Below are 16699 nucleotides of genomic sequence, written 5' to 3' on the forward strand. Positions count from 1 at the left end.
GATTTGCCCTAAAAATGTTTCTTGATCTCAGGATCAAATTTTCCATCAATTAACACAAATAACATTTTGCATGGCTTGCCTGAACGGTTGCTCCAAGCATGATTAGTGCCCCTCTCCACTAAGAAATCACCTTGCTTCATGAGACGTTCTTCCTTGTCGAGTACTAAATAAATCTCTCCCTCAAGGACAACCGCGTAATCAACTGTTTCCGTACGATGCATGAGCGGATGAGAGCCAGGTTGATAAGTTGATGCCTTATTTGTGCCCATAGAACTAAAGACACTTTTTGCACCATCGTGAGCCAATTTGTGTAGCCATTCACCTTCAGGACCAAATTCAATAATTCTCACAACAGTGCCATTTTTAGGCGGCTCTAATTGCAATGGACGAGAAGTGGTATCTACATCATTATCAATCGGGACGGGGGTCGTATCGGTATGCCATAAATCCGTTAAATAAAATCCCACTCTTAAAGGATTGGTATGCACTGATGGAGCTGCGCCATCGTGTGTAACGATTGCATTTCCATCAGCATCGTGCCCTGTGACAATTCGACGAACATAACCTTTTGGGTGATTCATCAACACCTCTACGAGTTAGTTTTCTTAAGACCAAGCATTTCACGCGTCTCATTTGATGACGCTAATTCACCACCCATATCTTTAATAATCCGATGGGCGCGCTCTACCAACTGAGCATTACTCTCGCAAAGGACGCCTTTTTCCAGATAAATGTTATCTTCCATGCCAACACGAACGTGCCCACCATATAGCCATGCCTGCGCAACGATTGGGAATTCAGCACGACTAATACCGAATGCAGCCCACTTAGCACCTAATGGCAATTGATCTCGCATATATAGCAAAGTTGCTGGATCAGTATTTAAACCGTACTTAACGCCCATCACAAATGTGTACAAACCAGGCCCTTCAAGCGTCCCATCCTTAATTAAATCTTTTGCTAAATTCAGATCGCCCGTATCAAAAATCTCTAACTCAGGCATGACACCGGCATCACGAATAACCTTTGCCATCTTGCGAACATTAGAGGGTGTATTCATCACTACATCTGGACCGGAATTCATGGTGTTTAAGTCAAGCGAGCAAATATCAGGTCTGAGTTTTGCAACGTGCTCAACGCGCTTTAATGGATCACATAAGGTTGTGCCCGGGGCAAATAACTTAGGGTCGCCTTCAGTTGGAACATATCTTCCACCAGGACCAGTTGTTAAGTTAATTACGAGCTCTTTATTATGCTTTTGGATTAATTGAATCACCTCGGCATAGTGATCTATCTCCATTGATGGTTTACCGGTATCTGGATGACGCACATGAATATGTACTACTGCCGCTCCAGCATCTGCGGCGCCCAAGCAAGAATCAGCAATTTGTTGCGGCGTTATAGGCAAATAAGGGGTCATCTCCGGTTTTGTTAAATTACCAGTAACCGCACATGTCAAAATTGTTTTGCTCATCGTATCTCCATTTGTTAAAGTGATTTGAAATTAATTAAAAAATGACCAAAAAATTACGGCCTCATTCGAGTAATACAACTGCTTTGCGCTTGCTGGATATTGCAGAGGTTTTGTTCTCTGAGCATGGCTATGCCGTGACTACAGTGCGAGACATTGCTGCTCGAGCAAAAGTAAATCAAGCACTGATTAACTACCACTTTCAAAATAAAAAGGGGTTGTTTAATGCAGTATTTGAGCGGCGCGCAAGCATCATCCTTGAAGAGCGAAATTCTTTGTTGAATGAAGCCAAAGCAAGGGCAAAAAATAAACCGGTACCACTTCGTGAATTGATATATGCATTTATTTACCCCCCATTGCGCATGGCAAGTGAAGATAAGGGTGGCAAAAGCTTTGTTAAGCTGCAAGCTCGACTTCATAACGAACCCAAAAGCATTGAGAATGCACTGAGATCTAAGTTGTATGACAAAACCAGCTTACGCTTCATGGATGAGTTAAAGCTAACTCTTCCAAAATTAAGCGAAGAGTCTATTTCCTGGCGATTGATTTTTGTCATGGGTCTATATTTATATGTAGCCTCTAATACTGGCCGTATCGAGGTAATCTCAAAAGGTCGTTGTAAGGGAGGAAACCTTGCGCAAGCTATCCCAGAAATTTTGGATTTTTGCGAACAAGGCTTTCTAGCTCCGCCTACTCAACCTTAGCTCCAACCGCCTTCACAATCTGCGCCCAACGGTTTACCTCTTCCGTCATATATTCGTTTGCTTGCTGAAGGTTGCCTCCCATCACTACCAATCCTGCCTTATCCATTTGCTCTCTTACATCCGGCATCTGTAAGACGACATTTACCGCCTGATTCATCTTTAAAAGAATATCGTTTGGCGTTTTAATTGGCGCCATCATTGCTGACCATGTGTAGTCCTTAATTTGCGGATAACCCAACTCAACCAATGTAGGAACCTCAGGTAGATTTGGAGAGCGTTTGTCGCTTGAGATCGCCAAAATACGAACCTTCCCCTGCTTAGAGAATTGATAAACGCCAGCCACCGCAGTACAAGCTATTGGTGTTTCACCACCAACAACCGCCAATGATGCGGGGCCTGCGCCTTTATAGGGTATATGACTGATATCCAACTTCCATTGCACACGAAAGAGATTCTCACATGTAAGGTGCGGCGTTGTTCCGTAACCGGGACTGGAATAAGACAATTTGTTTTTAGCTGCGTACTCCCTCAACTCAGCTAAGGTTTTAACTGGAACCGCTTCATTCACACTTATGACATTTGCTTGAGTTGATGCAAAAATGACCGGGACAAAATTCTTTTCTGGAATATAACCAGCAGCAGCACCATACAAAGCTGGATTTACAGCAAAAGCAGCAGAGTTAAATAAGAAGGTATATCCATCGGGAGATGAATTTGCAACAACTTGTGCGGCCACATTACCGCCAGCACCAGCCTTATTCTCAATAATTATCGATTGCTTAAGAAGATCTCCTAATTTTGGAGCAATAATCCGAGCAGTCATATCCGTTGGGCCTCCAGGCGGAAAACCCACAATCAGTTTAATTGGTTTATCTGGATAAACAGCCCAAACAGCTGTAGCCATAAGGGTGAGGCTCCCAATCAAACCAAACCCCAAGAATTTCCTAATTAAATTATTGACTTTAAAAGCGGGAATGTACATTTTGTCTCCAATCCACCTATAGAAAATTTAAATTTTTATTTGTAATTTATTTATGTATTTATTTAATAGCCAAAGGATTAGTTGGGGATCCAACTGCTCCAGTGATAGGAATTGCAGGCGCGACAAACATGAACTCATAAATGCCATCCGCCGCACAGTCATCAGCAATATCTTTAAGGAAAAAGATTTCGCCCATAGTCATACCCATAATTGGAATGGTGATCCAATGCCATGGCTGATTTATTCCCGCCTCAGATTCATTGGGCCGAACTTCGCATCCCCATGTGTCGCTGGCTAAGGCAGCTAGTTCGGTACGCTGAATCCATTCAAGCGTTTCAAAGGCAAATCCGGGTGCGTCGCCGCCTGGATATCCATCCCAGCTACCAGCTTTTATCTTCTCTTCCATCTGACCAGTGCGCACAATGATGTAATCCCCACGTTTGATTTCTACGCCCTGCGCCTTAGCCGTGTCGTCTAAATCCTTGCAAGTAATCCCGTATCCATCGGGCAAGCATTCCAAACCTTTGGCTCTTGCTACATCAAGCAGCACACCTCTGCCAACCATCTTTGATTTAGTCTTCTCAATGCCGCATTTTGCAGCGCCTGCAGATGAAACTTCCCGACAGTCATACCCGTTGTACATGTAATTTTCATAAAAAACGTGCCCTAGACCATCCCACTGAGTACCGCATTGAAGAGGCATGACAACCATATCATCTGCAGCTCGAATACCCCTCTTATCCAACACGCCAGCATATGCATCAGTACCAGTACGCAACATGGTGTGTACTGGATTAATTCGCCCCATTGAGGGGTATTTGGTTTTTGCGCCCTGAGGACCGTTGCTATCAAAATTAAGCGCCAGTGAAATGACTTTCCCCTTACGAACCAACTGCGCTGCCGCCACAATATCAGCTGGGCTAGTGAAATTCAAAGTTCCAATTTCATCATCCGCGCCCCACTTACCCCAGTTCTTATATTTTTCAGATGCGGCAGCCAAATCTGCGCGTGTAATTTTTTTCATTGTCTCCGTTGCCTTATGTATTAAATAATATTAAACAGTTGTTTAAATTATCAGCGAAAACTCATCATGTCAATAGCCCAATAAATGCCCCCCATTTTTATTAAATAAGGACTCAAATAAATCGCTACTCAATAGATATCCGCACAACTTACTGATTACTGTTGCAGTGCAAGATTTTTCCACTTGCAACCGCTAAAACAAAAGCCACCCCGAAGAGTGGCTTTTTTGGTGGGCGCACCAAAACTTTTAAGTTGATCCTCGCACAAATCAGCAGTTATACAAAGCCCGCTAAATCTATGATCTGTTAGTTACATATCAAACTAACTCGACATTAATACAGGCAATACCATGGTTCTCAAGATATGGCGGGTGCCAGCACCCCTGCTGAAAAAAGGGAAGCCCAATTGACTATGAGCACCCATCACTAGCAAATCAGCACCCTGATCACAAGCATTATTTAAGAGCATATCCATTACCCCAATATCCTCTATTACCATCACATCCGCTCGCGACTTGACGCCATGACATGCCAACTGGGTCGACACCTCCTCGCAAGACTTTTCAGCTCGTTCTATGCTTGAATCAAATGCAAGAATAATTGCCTGCTCACAACTGTTAATCAAGTAAAAAGAATCATTTAGCGCATGTGAAGCTTCAGGTGAGGCATTCCAAGCAATTAAAGGGCGCTTGAATGGGATGGAAAAATCGCCAACATAAGGGATTATTAAAACGGGCCTTCCAGAATTAGCAAGAACCTCTTCCACCAACTCTGGTGGGCAATAAGAATCGCTTGATTCATTGTGTTGCCCCATCACAATTAAATCAAAATATCTAGCATTTTGAGTGAAAACCGCCTGTATTTCAGAGTCACTTCCTCGATTAACATCAACCCACTCACATCGCAAGCCACGTGTCTCTTGCATAAATAATTGTTTACTAGCGTCCCTTGCCGATATGTATTCCTCTGGAGGCCAGTTTGCAATAGAGCCAACTTGCTTGGCCCGAGAACGTTGGCCAAACATACCGACCAATCGAGCGCCATTTGCCTTTGCTAGGGCAACCGCAATTTTTAAACGGGTCTCGGATCGAGGCGATTGATCCAAATGCACCATTAAATTTTTTAACATAATCGCACCATTAGTAGAGTCTTCGTATTAATTATGCGTTGATAGCCCACATTAGATTTGATCCAAATCAAACTGCGATTGGCTTTGTATGGCGCCACGACTTTAAAATAATCTAAGCGGTAATTAATCAAATATCTTCGATTGAACACCACAAAACCCCTATGATCGCAACTTTTGAATCCAAAATTTTGCGCATATTTACAACTAGGATAATTTTTGCCTTCCGCCTTTATTTCACACCCAGACTGCATGCGCCATGAGATGGGTCAGTGCCATCCAGAATGCCCAGAAAGACTTGGCGCGATTAACGATCAGTTATTAATTTCTGGTTACCTAAACTTTATGAACGAATATGATGCCCCGTTGGCATCTATAGAAGAATTATCTCGCGCTCACTCCGCTTTATATGTAAAAGAGTTGATTGCTCAGTCTCCTCAAGAAGGGTATGCCTTAGTTGATCCCGATACTAAGATGAATCCTCACACTTTAAATGCTGCTCTTCGAGCCGCAGGGTCAGCAGTCTTTGCCACTGACCTTGTGCTAAATGGTCAAGCATCAAATGCATTCTGTTGCGTTAGACCCCCAGGACATCATGCGGAACAAAATGCTGCAATGGGATTTTGTTTCTTTAACAATGTTGCCGTTGGCATACGACATGCACTTGATGTTCGTGGAATCGAAAAAATTGCTTTAATTGATTTTGATGTTCACCACGGAAACGGCAGTGAAAATATCTTTAAAGGTGATAGCCGAGTATTAATGTGCTCTATTTTTGAAAAGGATTTATACCCATTTACCGGGGAATATTTGCCAGACCAAAATATGATCAATATTGGCCTACCAACAAGATCCAAAGGTGATGTATTCAGAGAGGCTGTTGAGCAGCACTGGATCCCCGCATTAGAGGCATTTCAACCGCAAATGATCTACATTTCTGCTGGGTTCGATGCCCACAGAGAGGACGATATGGGCAACTTAGGGCTCGTTGAGGCCGACTATGAGTGGGTCACCAAAAAAATTGTAGAGATTGCAAATAAATATTCTGAAGGTCGGATTGTTTCTTGTCTTGAAGGAGGATATGTTCTGAGTCCTCTAGCAAGAAGTGTTGTAGCACACATTAAAGTACTTATAGGGGCGGATTAAATTGGAAAAACATTATTTAGATTCATTATTTAATCCCAGTTCGATATCGATATTCTTTGATCAAAATCTTTCTGATTCCGAAGCTAGATGTCAAAATATTTTTAAAGGGCTCTTTTCCGAAAAACCCTATTCGGGAGCCATTGAGTGGGTTGATGTCAGCGCCCCCGTGGAATTAAATCAACATGAAATTAAGAAAAAAGGGTTAGCTATCATCCCCTTGCCACCCGAGAAGATGATCACTGCTTTAGATTTGGCTGGACGTTTAAAACACCAAGCTGCTGTCTTAATTTCAACTGGCATTGATAAATCTACTAGCGATAGATTAAAAGAAATAGCAAAACATTACGGCACAAGACTATTTGGTCCCAATACCATGGGATTTCAAAGACCCCATCTAAATCTCAATGCTAGCGTTATTGGCGATCTTGCAAGCCCAGGCCCATTGGCGTTAATTGCACAATCAGGAGCACTGACATCCGGAATGTTGGATTGGGCAAAAACAAATGGTGTTGGCTTCTCTTTAGTTGCCTCTGTTGGGCAAAATGCCTCTATTGATGTTGCTGAATTATTAGATTTTTTGGGCAATGATGCAAAAACCCAAAGCATTGTGCTCTACCTTGAGGGTATTACTCACTCAAGAAAATTTATGAGTGCTTTAAGGGCTGCAGCAAATATCAAGCCCGTGATTGTCTTGAAGTCTGGCCATAAACCCGCTGGAAACGAAGCTGCCAAAACACATTGCGGCAATATTGTGGGTGCCGACGCTGCGTTTGATGCCGCCATTCGCCGCGCAGGTGCTGTTCGAGTGAAATCATTCGTTGATTTATTTTCCGCAGCAAAATGCCTCGCCTCCAGTTATCGGCCTGTTGGCAACAAGCTGGCCATCATTACTAATGGCGGCGGTCCCGGTGTCCTTGCTGCCGATCGTATTAGCGAAAACAATTTAGTTTTAGCAAAATTATCCGGTGAATATATTGAAAAAATTAGCGGTGCATTATCTCCCTTGGCATCGCTAGATAACCTCATTGACCTATCAGAGGAGGCTACAGCAGAACAATATTGCACCGCCATAGAAGCCGCAAGCTCTGATAGTGGAATAGATGGAATTCTAACTATCTACTCGCCAAAACCGTCAATTGATGGCCAGGCCATCGCAAATGCAATAGCAAATTTAAAAAAGAAAATTCATAAACCACTTTTAAGCTGTTGGATTGGTGACTCCTCAGTAGTGGAAAGCAGAAGACATTTATCAAATGCAAATATTCCTACGTTTAGAACGCCAGAAGCGGCTGTAGGCGCTTTTGAAAATATTGCTAACTTTTATACAAACCAAAAATTACTTCAACAAACACCGCCGCCACTATCCAAAGCATCTGCACCAGATTTAGATGGGGCGAGATTAATCATTGAGAATGTACTTGCTAGCAGAAGAACTGTTCTTACGGAGATGGAATCTAAGGCCCTACTTTCTGCATTTCATATTCCAATCACGCAAACCATTCTTACTAAAAATCCAAATGAGGCAATGATGGTTGCCAATCAAATTGGCTATCCTGTTGTACTAAAAATTGATTCGGCTGATATAAGTCATAAGTCAGATGTAAATGGGGTGGCACTTAATGTGATGAATGCTATGGGCGTGAGAGATGTATACAACCATATGACTCAAGCAGTATCACATCAAGCACCAAATGCAAAATTGAATGGCGTTACCATCCAAAAAATGCTTCATAGCCAAAATGGTAGAGAAATTTACATCGGTCTTGTAAATGAAGAACCGTTTGGACCCGTGATTGCGTTTGGTGCCGGCGGCACGATGATCGAGTTACTAAACGATCAATCCATGGAACTGCCCCCATTAAATCAATACCTAGCCTCACAACTGATTAATCGATCACGAATCGCCCAGACTTTAGGAGAATGGAGGGGTTCACCCGCCGTTAATGTTGAGGCGATTGAACAAATTCTATTGCGAGTGTCTGAAATGGCTTGCGAACTTCCACAACTTGTTGAAATGGATATCAATCCAATCATTGTGGATCAGAATGGAGCAATCGCTGTAGACGCAAGAATTGTTGTGAGTAACTCGCACTCACACAATCAAAGTCAATTGGGCTTATATGGGCACTTAGCCATTCTTCCATACCCTCACCAGTATGAGCAAACTTATCCACTTAAAGATGGCGGTCAATATCAGATTAGACCGATACATCCTGATGATGCAGAAATGCTAAAAGCATTTTATAAAACCCTCTCCGACGAGACTCGATATTTCCGCTTTATTTCTAATGCACCTGAGCTACCTCCATCAATGGCATCAAAATTTACCTTGATTGATTACGATCGGGAAATGGCCTTGGTTGCATTTACAAAGGAATCAACTCTTTCCGCGGATGGAATTTGGATAGACACGGAAAAAATTATTGGCGTCTCTCGTTACAGCACAAATCCTGACAAAGCTAGTTGCGAGTTTTCATTAGTAGTAGCCGATGACTTTGGCGGTCAAGGGATTGGCTCGCGGCTGATGATTAATATTATGGAAGTAGCTCGCGACAAAGGATTATCGGAGATTGATGGTCTTGTACTATCGAAAAATCCAAGCATGTTAAAGCTAATGCGCAGCCTTGGTTTTACAGTTGAAAATATGGTGGATGACCCAGATTTTAAAGTGGTCAGAAAAAAGCTTTAGTTCACTTTTACTGCAGATCATCCCACTACAGCCAGAGACCAACACAATAAGTTATTAAGTTATTGGCTCGATAGTCATTGCGCGAGCGTAAAAAAGCCACCAATAGGTGGCTTTGTTCTTGCTGAATAAGCTGGAGTGATATTACTCACAGCCAGCCAATATTAGCTAGATTGCTTATGCCAATTCTGCTTTTGCTCAGGGCTCATATTTTCCCATTTAGATCTACGCGCCCTTATCTCAGCTTGCTCGTCCGGGGTTAAGCCATCAAAAAATGCTTTCCGCTCAGCCTTCATTTTTTCTCTTTGTTCGGGAGTCATGGACTGCCACTGCGCTTTCATTTTTTCATGAACAAGTTTTCGATCTTCCGAGCTTAAAGCTTTCATTTGATCATGCATCTTATGCCAATAGGCTTTTCGCTCTTCTGGCGTTACCTTTAGCAATTGCTCATCAATTTGCTTTCTTTGCTCTAAGCGCTGTTCAAATGTGAGGTTGAGGTTATTAAGAGGATTTGGTGGCTCTGGAATAACCGCACTAGCCGTTACATATATGCCCAACCCCAAAAAAAGCCCTGTAAGCAACTTCTTGATAGTCATACCCTCTCCTTTAGCATTTAATGCTTCATTTTATGATCAATTTCGAAAAATATAGAACCTAAGGCAAGGAACTATTCGCCCGTTAATGAAATTTCAAAATGTCTGACATTTTTTTGCTCACTCAAATGCTCGGCTAATCTAGTTAAATTACCTAAGTCACTAGTTCGAATGGTCATTCGATACTCAAATGTAGTCCCGCCCTCAGGAACTCGATAGCTGACGCTTTCCAACCGAAATCCATGCTCATTTAAAAACTGCCTAACATTACTCTGACTAGGGGTGTCATTCCTATCATATGCAATCGCATTGTTCGCATAGTAATGCGATGGTATTTTTGCTTCAATCCATCGAAACAAAGATAAGGTAATTAATACCAACAGGGTGGCGAGTGCTGCGGGAAAATAAAAACCGATTCCCACCAAGATTCCAATTGCTGCAGTAATCCAAATGGAGGCCGCAGTAGTAAGGCCGCGAACATTTAGACCCTCCTTAAATATCACTCCCGCACCTAAAAAACCAATACCAGTCATTATTCCTTGGGCCATCCGCGTTGGATCCGTTCTAAATAACTCCAGATCAACTTCGGGAATCCATACCGACTGAAATGCTGTGACAGTCATCAGAAGCGCCGAAGCTAAACAAACCAAAGCGTGCGTTCTAAAACCTGCTGGGCGACCATGAAAGCTCCTCTCCAATCCAATCAAACCACCGGCAAGCATGGCGGCTAATAAGTGAGCGGCAATAACTGGAGAGGCTGAAGAAAGAATGCTCATTTTTATAATCCATGAATATCTATAATTTATGCATCATACGCTCACCATTGCTAATGAGGACTTGTTAAGCAACGCCTAATTGAATGAGGCCTAAGAGTTCAAATCCAGTCTGCAGACAACAATCTTAATCGTGCCTGAATATGGGGAGAGCCATGCCCGTTACTAAAAATTAAGCCGCCCATAGGCGGTCTATTATCAGAGAATGTATTAAATACACTTATATAGGCGTCGCATACTCTCTATTTTCCAGTACTGACGCTCGGCAGCCTCAAACTGCTCGGTGAAGTCACCTTTATGCGTCACTTGGAATATGTGCAAGACTCTATGCGCTTGATCATGCTTAGCTAATGCTGCTAAGGTCAAAAAGTAAAACGCCTTCTTTAAATCCTGGGCAATAAACTCGCCCTTTCCGTATAGCGACCCCAAGGTATAAGCACACTGGCGGCTACCTTCATTGGCGCCAACAGCAAGAAGCTCTGCGCCTCGCTCAACATTGCGAGGAACGCCCTGCTCCATACCCGTACCAAGAACATAAATACTACCTAGGTTGCAATAGGCATCCATCACCTCATGCTTGATGGCCTTTTCGTAATACTGCACAGCAATCTTATAGTCTTGCTTAATTAGCCCCATGCCTTTTTCATGCATGAGTCCTACATTGAAAAGAGCATAGCCATTGCCAAGGGAGCTGCTGGCATTTTGAAATTCATAAAACTTCTCCAACTGCTCTGCGGTGAGCTTGCCATCCCAGCACATCTTGGTTAACGCATAAAGAGCATCGTCATTCAAATCATTTTGAGCCAAATCCATAAAAATCTCATAAGCCGCCTCATTACGACCGCGCTCTAGATTGCTTTGCCCCAATTCTATTGATGCCAACTTGAACTCCTTAATATTTTGAAAAAATGATTATATTTAATTCGTAAGACTAATGCTTTTGCGGATTGTCAAAGTATTGATCAATAGCTGAAGTTACCTCTTTATCAGCCCCGAAGTACATGTGATAACCACTAGTGCAGGGATCGTTCATTTCATATTCCCCCGTCTCAATATTTACGTACTTGATATTCGCTTTATCAAATTGAACAAGTCGCTCATAAGCAGCATAAGAATTTTTTGGTTGCGTATTAACACACCCATCCTCCTCATGATGAAGAAAAAGCATGGGCATCGATAGCGGCGGAGAAAATGATATTTCATTTCTAGCGGCACTAATAATTAGGCCATCCACCATACCAACTTGACTGAATTCTTGCAGGTACTGAATATATGCATTTAAGCTCAAGGCACCATTGCTATGCCCCATCAACCAAACTGGCAAACCAGTTCTATTTTTGTAATACTGAACTACGGATTGAATACGGGATAAATGATCTGCGCTACCCCTCTGGGTCATCCAATACAGTTCATTAGGGCTATCCATAAAAACCACATCAAACTTACCTGACGAGAGCTTTGGATTTGTTAACCCAATGAGCATCCTTGAAAATGAATCGATCATTGCACCAGTATTTGCCTTCAATCCAATCCTGCCCCACCCGCCTGAAAGATAAATAATGACCTGTTTTGCTTTGACACCCGGGTAGTACATGGTCATGATGGGTTGACTTGAATAAAAAGCTCCTGTGTGCAAGGGAGGAACAGCTATAACGCTTGATGCGTACCCATCGAACGATAAATTCAATAACAGACCAAAAGCAAACAGCTTTAAAACAAAATATCTCGAACTAAATCGAACAAAGGAAAGCATTAACGTCCACGCCACTGCGGCAAAGACTCAAATGTTGCAAATTTCTTTTCTAGAATCCATTGCAAACTAGCTTTTTCACTATTACTCAAAAATTTTTCACATTCTGTACTGACAGTATTTTTTAAAACGTTCTCGCCCTGACATGCCGACACCCTTTTAGCATTCATGGGTCTCTCCCATAAACTTGCGCCAGGCAAAAAACTCCAGGTCAAGCTATTTCTAGAAATTTGTTTAAGCTGCGAATAGGTAAGCCCCTGCTCAAACGCTGCCCTTAAGTACTCATTAGTTAAATCTATGCGTGAAATACCTTGATCATCAGAGCCCAAAACAACCGGCACACCAGCTTTGATGTAATCCTTTAGGGGGCTACTTGACCCCTTAACATTCAAAATCACATCGTTACTAGTCAAACAAATTTCTACAGCAATATTGTGATCTTTCATATATTGCATAGTTTCAAGTGCACCATCCTCATAGCCAATATCAACGCCATGACCAATTCGATTTGCTTTAGCAAGCTTCACTGCATCCTTAATATGATGATGCAATTGCTCCGGCGGGACTGAGCCAAAAGCCAACTCACCAGCATGTAGCGTAACTTTTGTATTCGGTGAATTTCTATTTAAAAATGCAATCATTTGCATTTGCAAATCATAATCACGAAGCGCAACTTGGCCATCCTCAGGAGACACCAAACCCACTCCCACGATACGAGGATCCGCCTTTGATAGTTCAAAGGCGTATACCAATTGCGCATAAACCTGATTTGACTGTGCATTGCGACTTGTTTGCAGAATGTAACGCATCTTTACATCGCAGCCTGCCTGAGCGTCGCTTTCACCACAACGCATTATTTTCTGATAGGCCTGCTCAACTGCGTCTAAATCTCGCACCCCTTTTTCGACTAACTTGATTAAACCAGCCTCAAGCATTTGATTGCGCAGATCCCCAAACTGCGACTGAGAGTCAATGCGATATTTACTACCCAACTCCTGAACCGCTTTACTTTGAACGGACACAGATAGCTCCAGTAGCTGAATATTTTCTCTTGCAGCACGATTGGCAACCTCAGCAAGCAATACGGCTTGCGACTCACCAGCGCCAGCTACACCCCCAAATAATGCAAAGCTGTTAAAAAATTGATCGTGCCCAGAGCGGTTACTTGCAGACAAATTCCTAACCGATAAACCATCTATCGCTTTTTCTCGAAAGTCTTTAGAAATATCTTTTACTAAAAGATCATCGGTGCCGCTTTTGCATGGGCTTGGGTACAGACGATATGTTGAACCATCAATACAGTAGTTCAAATTTTTTGCAATATCTAAATATGTCTCGGCATACACAGCGCCCGATAAATGACTGTGCAGATCCGCCCCTTTTGGCATCAACTGCAGAAATTGCCTGAGCATTACGGGTCTATCTTTAAACTTTTCAAACCAAATTCCAACTGGAGTTGCTTGTTGCGCAAAAACATTTCCAACTAGCAGCATTAAAAATAGCTGACTAATGTATAGAATTTTTTTCATACTATTAAATACTTAAATTAAACAGGTTGATAGTAAAACGTTCCGCCTAGGGCTGATCTCTCTAAAGCAGTTGTTTTGGGCAAAATTTCAGAAGCTCCAACCAATAATGCTCCATGATTGGCATCAATGTAATTAGCGACCTTATCTAGAACGGCTACTTGGGTTTTTTGATTAAAGTAAATCAATACATTTCTTAACATCACCAAATCATACTTTTCTGGCATAGACCACTCAGAAATCAAATTCAAAGAGGAAAATGTCGTCATTGCCCTAATAGATTGATTAATTAAGTAACTTCCGTTGTCATCTACAGTGAAATATTTATCTTTAAAAAACTGATCAATTCCACGACTCACCTCATGCGCAGTATAGATCCCAGATTTGGCTTTATCGAGCATTGCCTTTGATACATCTGTTCCATGGATGGCGATATTCCAATCTTTCAATTGTGGAAAGTATTCCTTAATCAAGATGGCAATACTATATGCTTCTTGCCCTGACGAAACCGCGGCATTCCAAATGCGGATCGTCTTAGATGTTTCATTATTTTTAATGATTTCCGGAATCAATATTTCCTTTATGCCATCAAACACATGCTTGTCGCGGAAAAAAGAAGTTTCATTGGTGGTTAACAATTCAAATACTTTCCAATGAAGAACGCCAACATTGTTTTGCGTTAGATACTTTATCAGGGAGAGCACGCTATCGAACTCACTATTCTCAATTAATGGCAATAAGCGAGATTCAATTAAGTACTGCTTGCTCTCATCCAATGTGATGCCAAGATGCTCTTCTAGCAATTGGTAAAACTTGGGTAAATATACTTTTAACACTTTTAATACCCTATGCTAGATCTAATTTGCATAAATTGATTTGCTCTGCAATTGCGTTGATGTTCATCACTTTTGACGCAAGACCTGCATTTGAAACAGACCCTGGCATACCCCACACCACACTACTTTGCTCGTCTTGAACAAAAATTAAACCTTTTTGATTGGAAATTGCATGACAGCCTTGTAAACCATCTGAACCCATGCCGGTCAAAACAATAGCCAAAACTGCTGAACCGTACACTTGAGATGCCGAGCGAAAAAGAACGTCTACAGAAGGGCGACAATTATTTTCAGCCGCCTTACTGTTTAAATGAATTGCAATGTCCGCCCCTACTTTTGTTAATGCCATATGAAGGCCGCCTCGGGCAATATATACATAACCCGGAATTGCTATTTCACCGTGCTCAGCCTCTTTAACTCTTAAGTTACTAATGGCTTCTAATCTAGTGGCCAACGAAGCAGTAAAGCCTTCTGGCATGTGTTGCACTATGAAAATAGGGATATTTAGAGTGGGTCTAATTTGCTTTAGTAATTCTATTAACGCTATAGGACCACCCGTTGAAGAGCCAATACAAATTGCTCGCACATCACTTAGACGCTCAAGGTAAGTTCTTTCATTTTGATGAACACCATTTGTAACCCCTACCTCTTGTTGTGTGTTGGTTGGATTTTTTCTGAGGTTTAACTGTTTACGAGAGATTCTTTGTCCTGCATGATGAATGATTTTGGGAATCAGATCACTCTCCACAACTCGACCGATATCAGAGATGCTTACGTTTGTATGATCTGGCTTAGCAACACAATCGCTTGCGCCCACTGAATAAGCCTCAATCGCAGCCTCGCTATCATCATGCGCATGAGAGGCAAACATAATGATTGGTAAATCTCGGTGATTTTCTCGAATATTTTTTAATGCTTGAATGCCATTTATTTTTGGCATTTCCGTATCAAGAATGACGACATCGGGTGATAGCGATTCAACCGCGTTAGCCGCATCTTCGCCATCAACCGCGTACCCAATAACCTCAATTTGATCGCAACCCTTAAGGCATTTGGTGACAATTTTTCTAATGACAGCAGAGTCATCAACAATAAGAACACGTATCTTGCTTGTAATCAAAACAGTAGTCCTTAAAAATTCACCCGATATTTTATTTAGATAAATGCGAAGGATAAGTTAATAAAAAGGCTTACCAAACCCAAGGGAATGGCAAGCCTAGTTGTCCCAAAAATCAATTTTTCGATTAATTAAAGTTGATATAAATCGTCTTAAAGTTTTCTGGTTTTGCACCTAAATCATTAACCGCTTGTCCAACAGCATTACGAACAACGGCAGCCTGATTTCCTTCAACATACCTTGCAGCTGCTGCAGATAATGGTTTGATTTGCATACCTTGCTCTGTAGTTGTAGCTGTAAACGGCAAGCTAACTCCTCTTATAGTGACGGCAAAGTTCGTCGAACCAGTTTCCGCGCCCGGGGCTCTATAAACAGGATCAACCGTTCTTAAGGACTTAACGTCAACGTTATTAGCTTGTGGCTTGATAGCGTAACCCTTCTCAATAACAGGTGCTTGTCCTGGTTTAAGAATAACTACTTGTGAATTAACCACTGGAACCTGATCACTCGTAGGGATTGTTCTACCAAGTTGCTGGTTTAAACGATTAGCATTTGTTTGAGCTTGGCTTGACTGTTGAGGCTCAGCATTATTGCCACCAGGGGTTGGGGTGTTATTGCCACCGGCTGGAGGTGTGTTGTTACCACCCTGACCACCTTGGCCACCACCTTGGTTACCGCCTTGAGCTCCACCTTGGCCGCCACCTTGGTTACCGCCTTGGCCACCTTGACCACCGCCTTGGTTACCGCCTTGGTTACCGCCCTGACCGCCCTGGCCACCTTGGTTACCGCCTTGGCCACCTTGACCACCTTGACCGCCTTGAGCTCCACCTTGGCCGCCTTGAGCTCCACCTTGACCACCGCCTTGGTTACCGCCTTGGCCACCGCCTTGGTTACCGCCCTGACCGCCCTGGCCACCACCTTGGTTACCACCTGACCACCTTGACCGCCTTGAGCTCCACCTTGACCA

The 16699-nt window shown here is 42.5% G+C and carries 16 protein-coding genes; 3 read left to right on the forward strand and 13 right to left on the reverse strand.

The genetic code is table 11. The features are described 5' to 3' along the window. Window positions 1–8: 8 nt before the first annotated feature. The gene (locus tag DCO17_RS08385) at window positions 9–581 is read right to left on the reverse strand and encodes a cupin domain-containing protein (protein ID WP_173956276.1); all 573 of its coding nucleotides are present in this window, start codon (window positions 579–581) and stop codon (window positions 9–11) included. A gap of 8 nt (window positions 582–589) precedes the next feature. After that, window positions 590–1474: a beta-keto acid cleavage family enzyme gene (locus DCO17_RS08390; RefSeq protein WP_173956277.1), complete on the reverse strand. Its 885-nt coding sequence runs from the start codon at window positions 1472–1474 to the stop codon at window positions 590–592. Window positions 1475–1515: 41 nt separating this feature from the next. Here DCO17_RS08390 and DCO17_RS08395 point away from each other — a divergent pair, with 41 nt between their 5' ends. Beyond that, a complete protein-coding gene (locus DCO17_RS08395; RefSeq protein WP_173956278.1) occupies window positions 1516–2175 on the forward strand; it encodes a TetR/AcrR family transcriptional regulator in 660 nt (219 codons plus the stop codon). On the opposite strand, the gene DCO17_RS08400 is transcribed toward DCO17_RS08395, so the two are convergent. From DCO17_RS08400 to DCO17_RS08410, 3 genes are all read right to left on the reverse strand, one after another. Further along, the gene (locus tag DCO17_RS08400; protein WP_173956279.1) at window positions 2162–3079 is read right to left on the reverse strand and encodes a Bug family tripartite tricarboxylate transporter substrate binding protein; all 918 of its coding nucleotides are present in this window, start codon (window positions 3077–3079) and stop codon (window positions 2162–2164) included. The genes DCO17_RS08395 and DCO17_RS08400 overlap by 14 nt on opposite strands. Before the next feature lie 136 nt (window positions 3080–3215). Then, window positions 3216–4181: a cyclase family protein gene (locus DCO17_RS08405; RefSeq protein ID WP_173956280.1), complete on the reverse strand. Its 966-nt coding sequence runs from the start codon at window positions 4179–4181 to the stop codon at window positions 3216–3218. A 320-nt stretch (window positions 4182–4501) separates the two neighbouring features. Next, window positions 4502–5308, reverse strand: a complete 807-nt coding sequence (locus tag DCO17_RS08410; protein WP_217425417.1) for a universal stress protein — start codon at window positions 5306–5308, stop codon at window positions 4502–4504. A gap of 216 nt (window positions 5309–5524) precedes the next feature. On the opposite strand from DCO17_RS08410, the gene DCO17_RS08415 reads away from it, so the two are divergent. Both DCO17_RS08415 and DCO17_RS08420 read left to right on the forward strand, forming a co-directional pair. After that, window positions 5525–6451 carry a histone deacetylase family protein gene (locus DCO17_RS08415; protein WP_173956281.1) on the forward strand — a complete coding sequence of 309 codons (927 nt, stop codon included), beginning with the start codon at window positions 5525–5527 and terminating at the stop codon, window positions 6449–6451. Window position 6452: 1 nt separating this feature from the next. After that, entirely contained in the window at window positions 6453–9140 is a 2688-nt protein-coding gene (locus DCO17_RS08420; protein ID WP_173956282.1) for a bifunctional acetate--CoA ligase family protein/GNAT family N-acetyltransferase, read from the forward strand. 161 nt (window positions 9141–9301) lie between these two features. Here DCO17_RS08420 and DCO17_RS08425 read toward each other — a convergent pair whose 3' ends face one another. From DCO17_RS08425 to DCO17_RS08460, 8 genes are all read right to left on the reverse strand, one after another. Beyond that, window positions 9302–9733, reverse strand: coding sequence for a DUF3106 domain-containing protein (locus DCO17_RS08425; protein ID WP_173956283.1), 432 nt, complete (start codon window positions 9731–9733; stop codon window positions 9302–9304). A gap of 71 nt (window positions 9734–9804) precedes the next feature. Then, complete coding sequence (locus DCO17_RS08430) at window positions 9805–10506, reverse strand: MgtC/SapB family protein (RefSeq protein ID WP_173956284.1); 702 nt, start codon at window positions 10504–10506, stop codon at window positions 9805–9807. Between the two features lie 207 nt (window positions 10507–10713). Then, the gene (locus DCO17_RS08435) at window positions 10714–11385 is read right to left on the reverse strand and encodes a tetratricopeptide repeat protein (RefSeq protein ID WP_173956285.1); all 672 of its coding nucleotides are present in this window, start codon (window positions 11383–11385) and stop codon (window positions 10714–10716) included. A 49-nt stretch (window positions 11386–11434) separates the two neighbouring features. Continuing rightward, window positions 11435–12103: an alpha/beta fold hydrolase gene (locus tag DCO17_RS08440; protein ID WP_173956286.1), complete on the reverse strand. Its 669-nt coding sequence runs from the start codon at window positions 12101–12103 to the stop codon at window positions 11435–11437. Between the two features lie 152 nt (window positions 12104–12255). Beyond that, entirely contained in the window at window positions 12256–13782 is a 1527-nt protein-coding gene (locus DCO17_RS08445; protein WP_173956287.1) for an adenosine deaminase family protein, read from the reverse strand. 17 nt (window positions 13783–13799) lie between these two features. Next, complete coding sequence (locus tag DCO17_RS08450) at window positions 13800–14615, reverse strand: CheR family methyltransferase (RefSeq protein ID WP_173956288.1); 816 nt, start codon at window positions 14613–14615, stop codon at window positions 13800–13802. 10 nt (window positions 14616–14625) lie between these two features. Beyond that, the gene (locus DCO17_RS08455; RefSeq protein ID WP_173956289.1) at window positions 14626–15735 is read right to left on the reverse strand and encodes a protein-glutamate methylesterase/protein-glutamine glutaminase; all 1110 of its coding nucleotides are present in this window, start codon (window positions 15733–15735) and stop codon (window positions 14626–14628) included. Between the two features lie 124 nt (window positions 15736–15859). Continuing rightward, the gene (locus DCO17_RS08460) at window positions 15860–16225 is read right to left on the reverse strand and encodes a hypothetical protein (RefSeq protein WP_173956290.1); all 366 of its coding nucleotides are present in this window, start codon (window positions 16223–16225) and stop codon (window positions 15860–15862) included. Between the last annotated feature and the right edge of the window lie 474 nt (window positions 16226–16699).

Source organism: Polynucleobacter tropicus, assembly GCF_013307225.1.
In the GTDB taxonomy this organism is placed as follows: Bacteria; Pseudomonadota; Gammaproteobacteria; order Burkholderiales; family Burkholderiaceae; genus Polynucleobacter; species Polynucleobacter tropicus.

Coding starts and splice junctions, on each gene's coding strand:
- DCO17_RS08385 (WP_173956276.1), bottom strand. CDS start 581: ATGAATCACCCAAAAGGTTATGTTCGTCGAATTGTCACAGGGCACGAT.
- DCO17_RS08390 (WP_173956277.1), bottom strand. CDS start 1,474: ATGAGCAAAACAATTTTGACATGTGCGGTTACTGGTAATTTAACAAAA.
- DCO17_RS08395 (WP_173956278.1), top strand. CDS start 1,516: ATGACCAAAAAATTACGGCCTCATTCGAGTAATACAACTGCTTTGCGC.
- DCO17_RS08400 (WP_173956279.1), bottom strand. CDS start 3,079: ATGGCTACAGCTGTTTGGGCTGTTTATCCAGATAAACCAATTAAACTG.
- DCO17_RS08405 (WP_173956280.1), bottom strand. CDS start 4,181: ATGAAAAAAATTACACGCGCAGATTTGGCTGCCGCATCTGAAAAATAT.
- DCO17_RS08410 (WP_217425417.1), bottom strand. CDS start 5,308: ATGTTAAAAAATTTAATGGTGCATTTGGATCAATCGCCTCGATCCGAG.
- DCO17_RS08425 (WP_173956283.1), bottom strand. CDS start 9,733: ATGACTATCAAGAAGTTGCTTACAGGGCTTTTTTTGGGGTTGGGCATA.
- DCO17_RS08430 (WP_173956284.1), bottom strand. CDS start 10,506: ATGAGCATTCTTTCTTCAGCCTCTCCAGTTATTGCCGCTCACTTATTA.
- DCO17_RS08440 (WP_173956286.1), bottom strand. CDS start 12,103: ATGACCATGTACTACCCGGGTGTCAAAGCAAAACAGGTCATTATTTAT.
- DCO17_RS08445 (WP_173956287.1), bottom strand. CDS start 13,782: ATGAAAAAAATTCTATACATTAGTCAGCTATTTTTAATGCTGCTAGTT.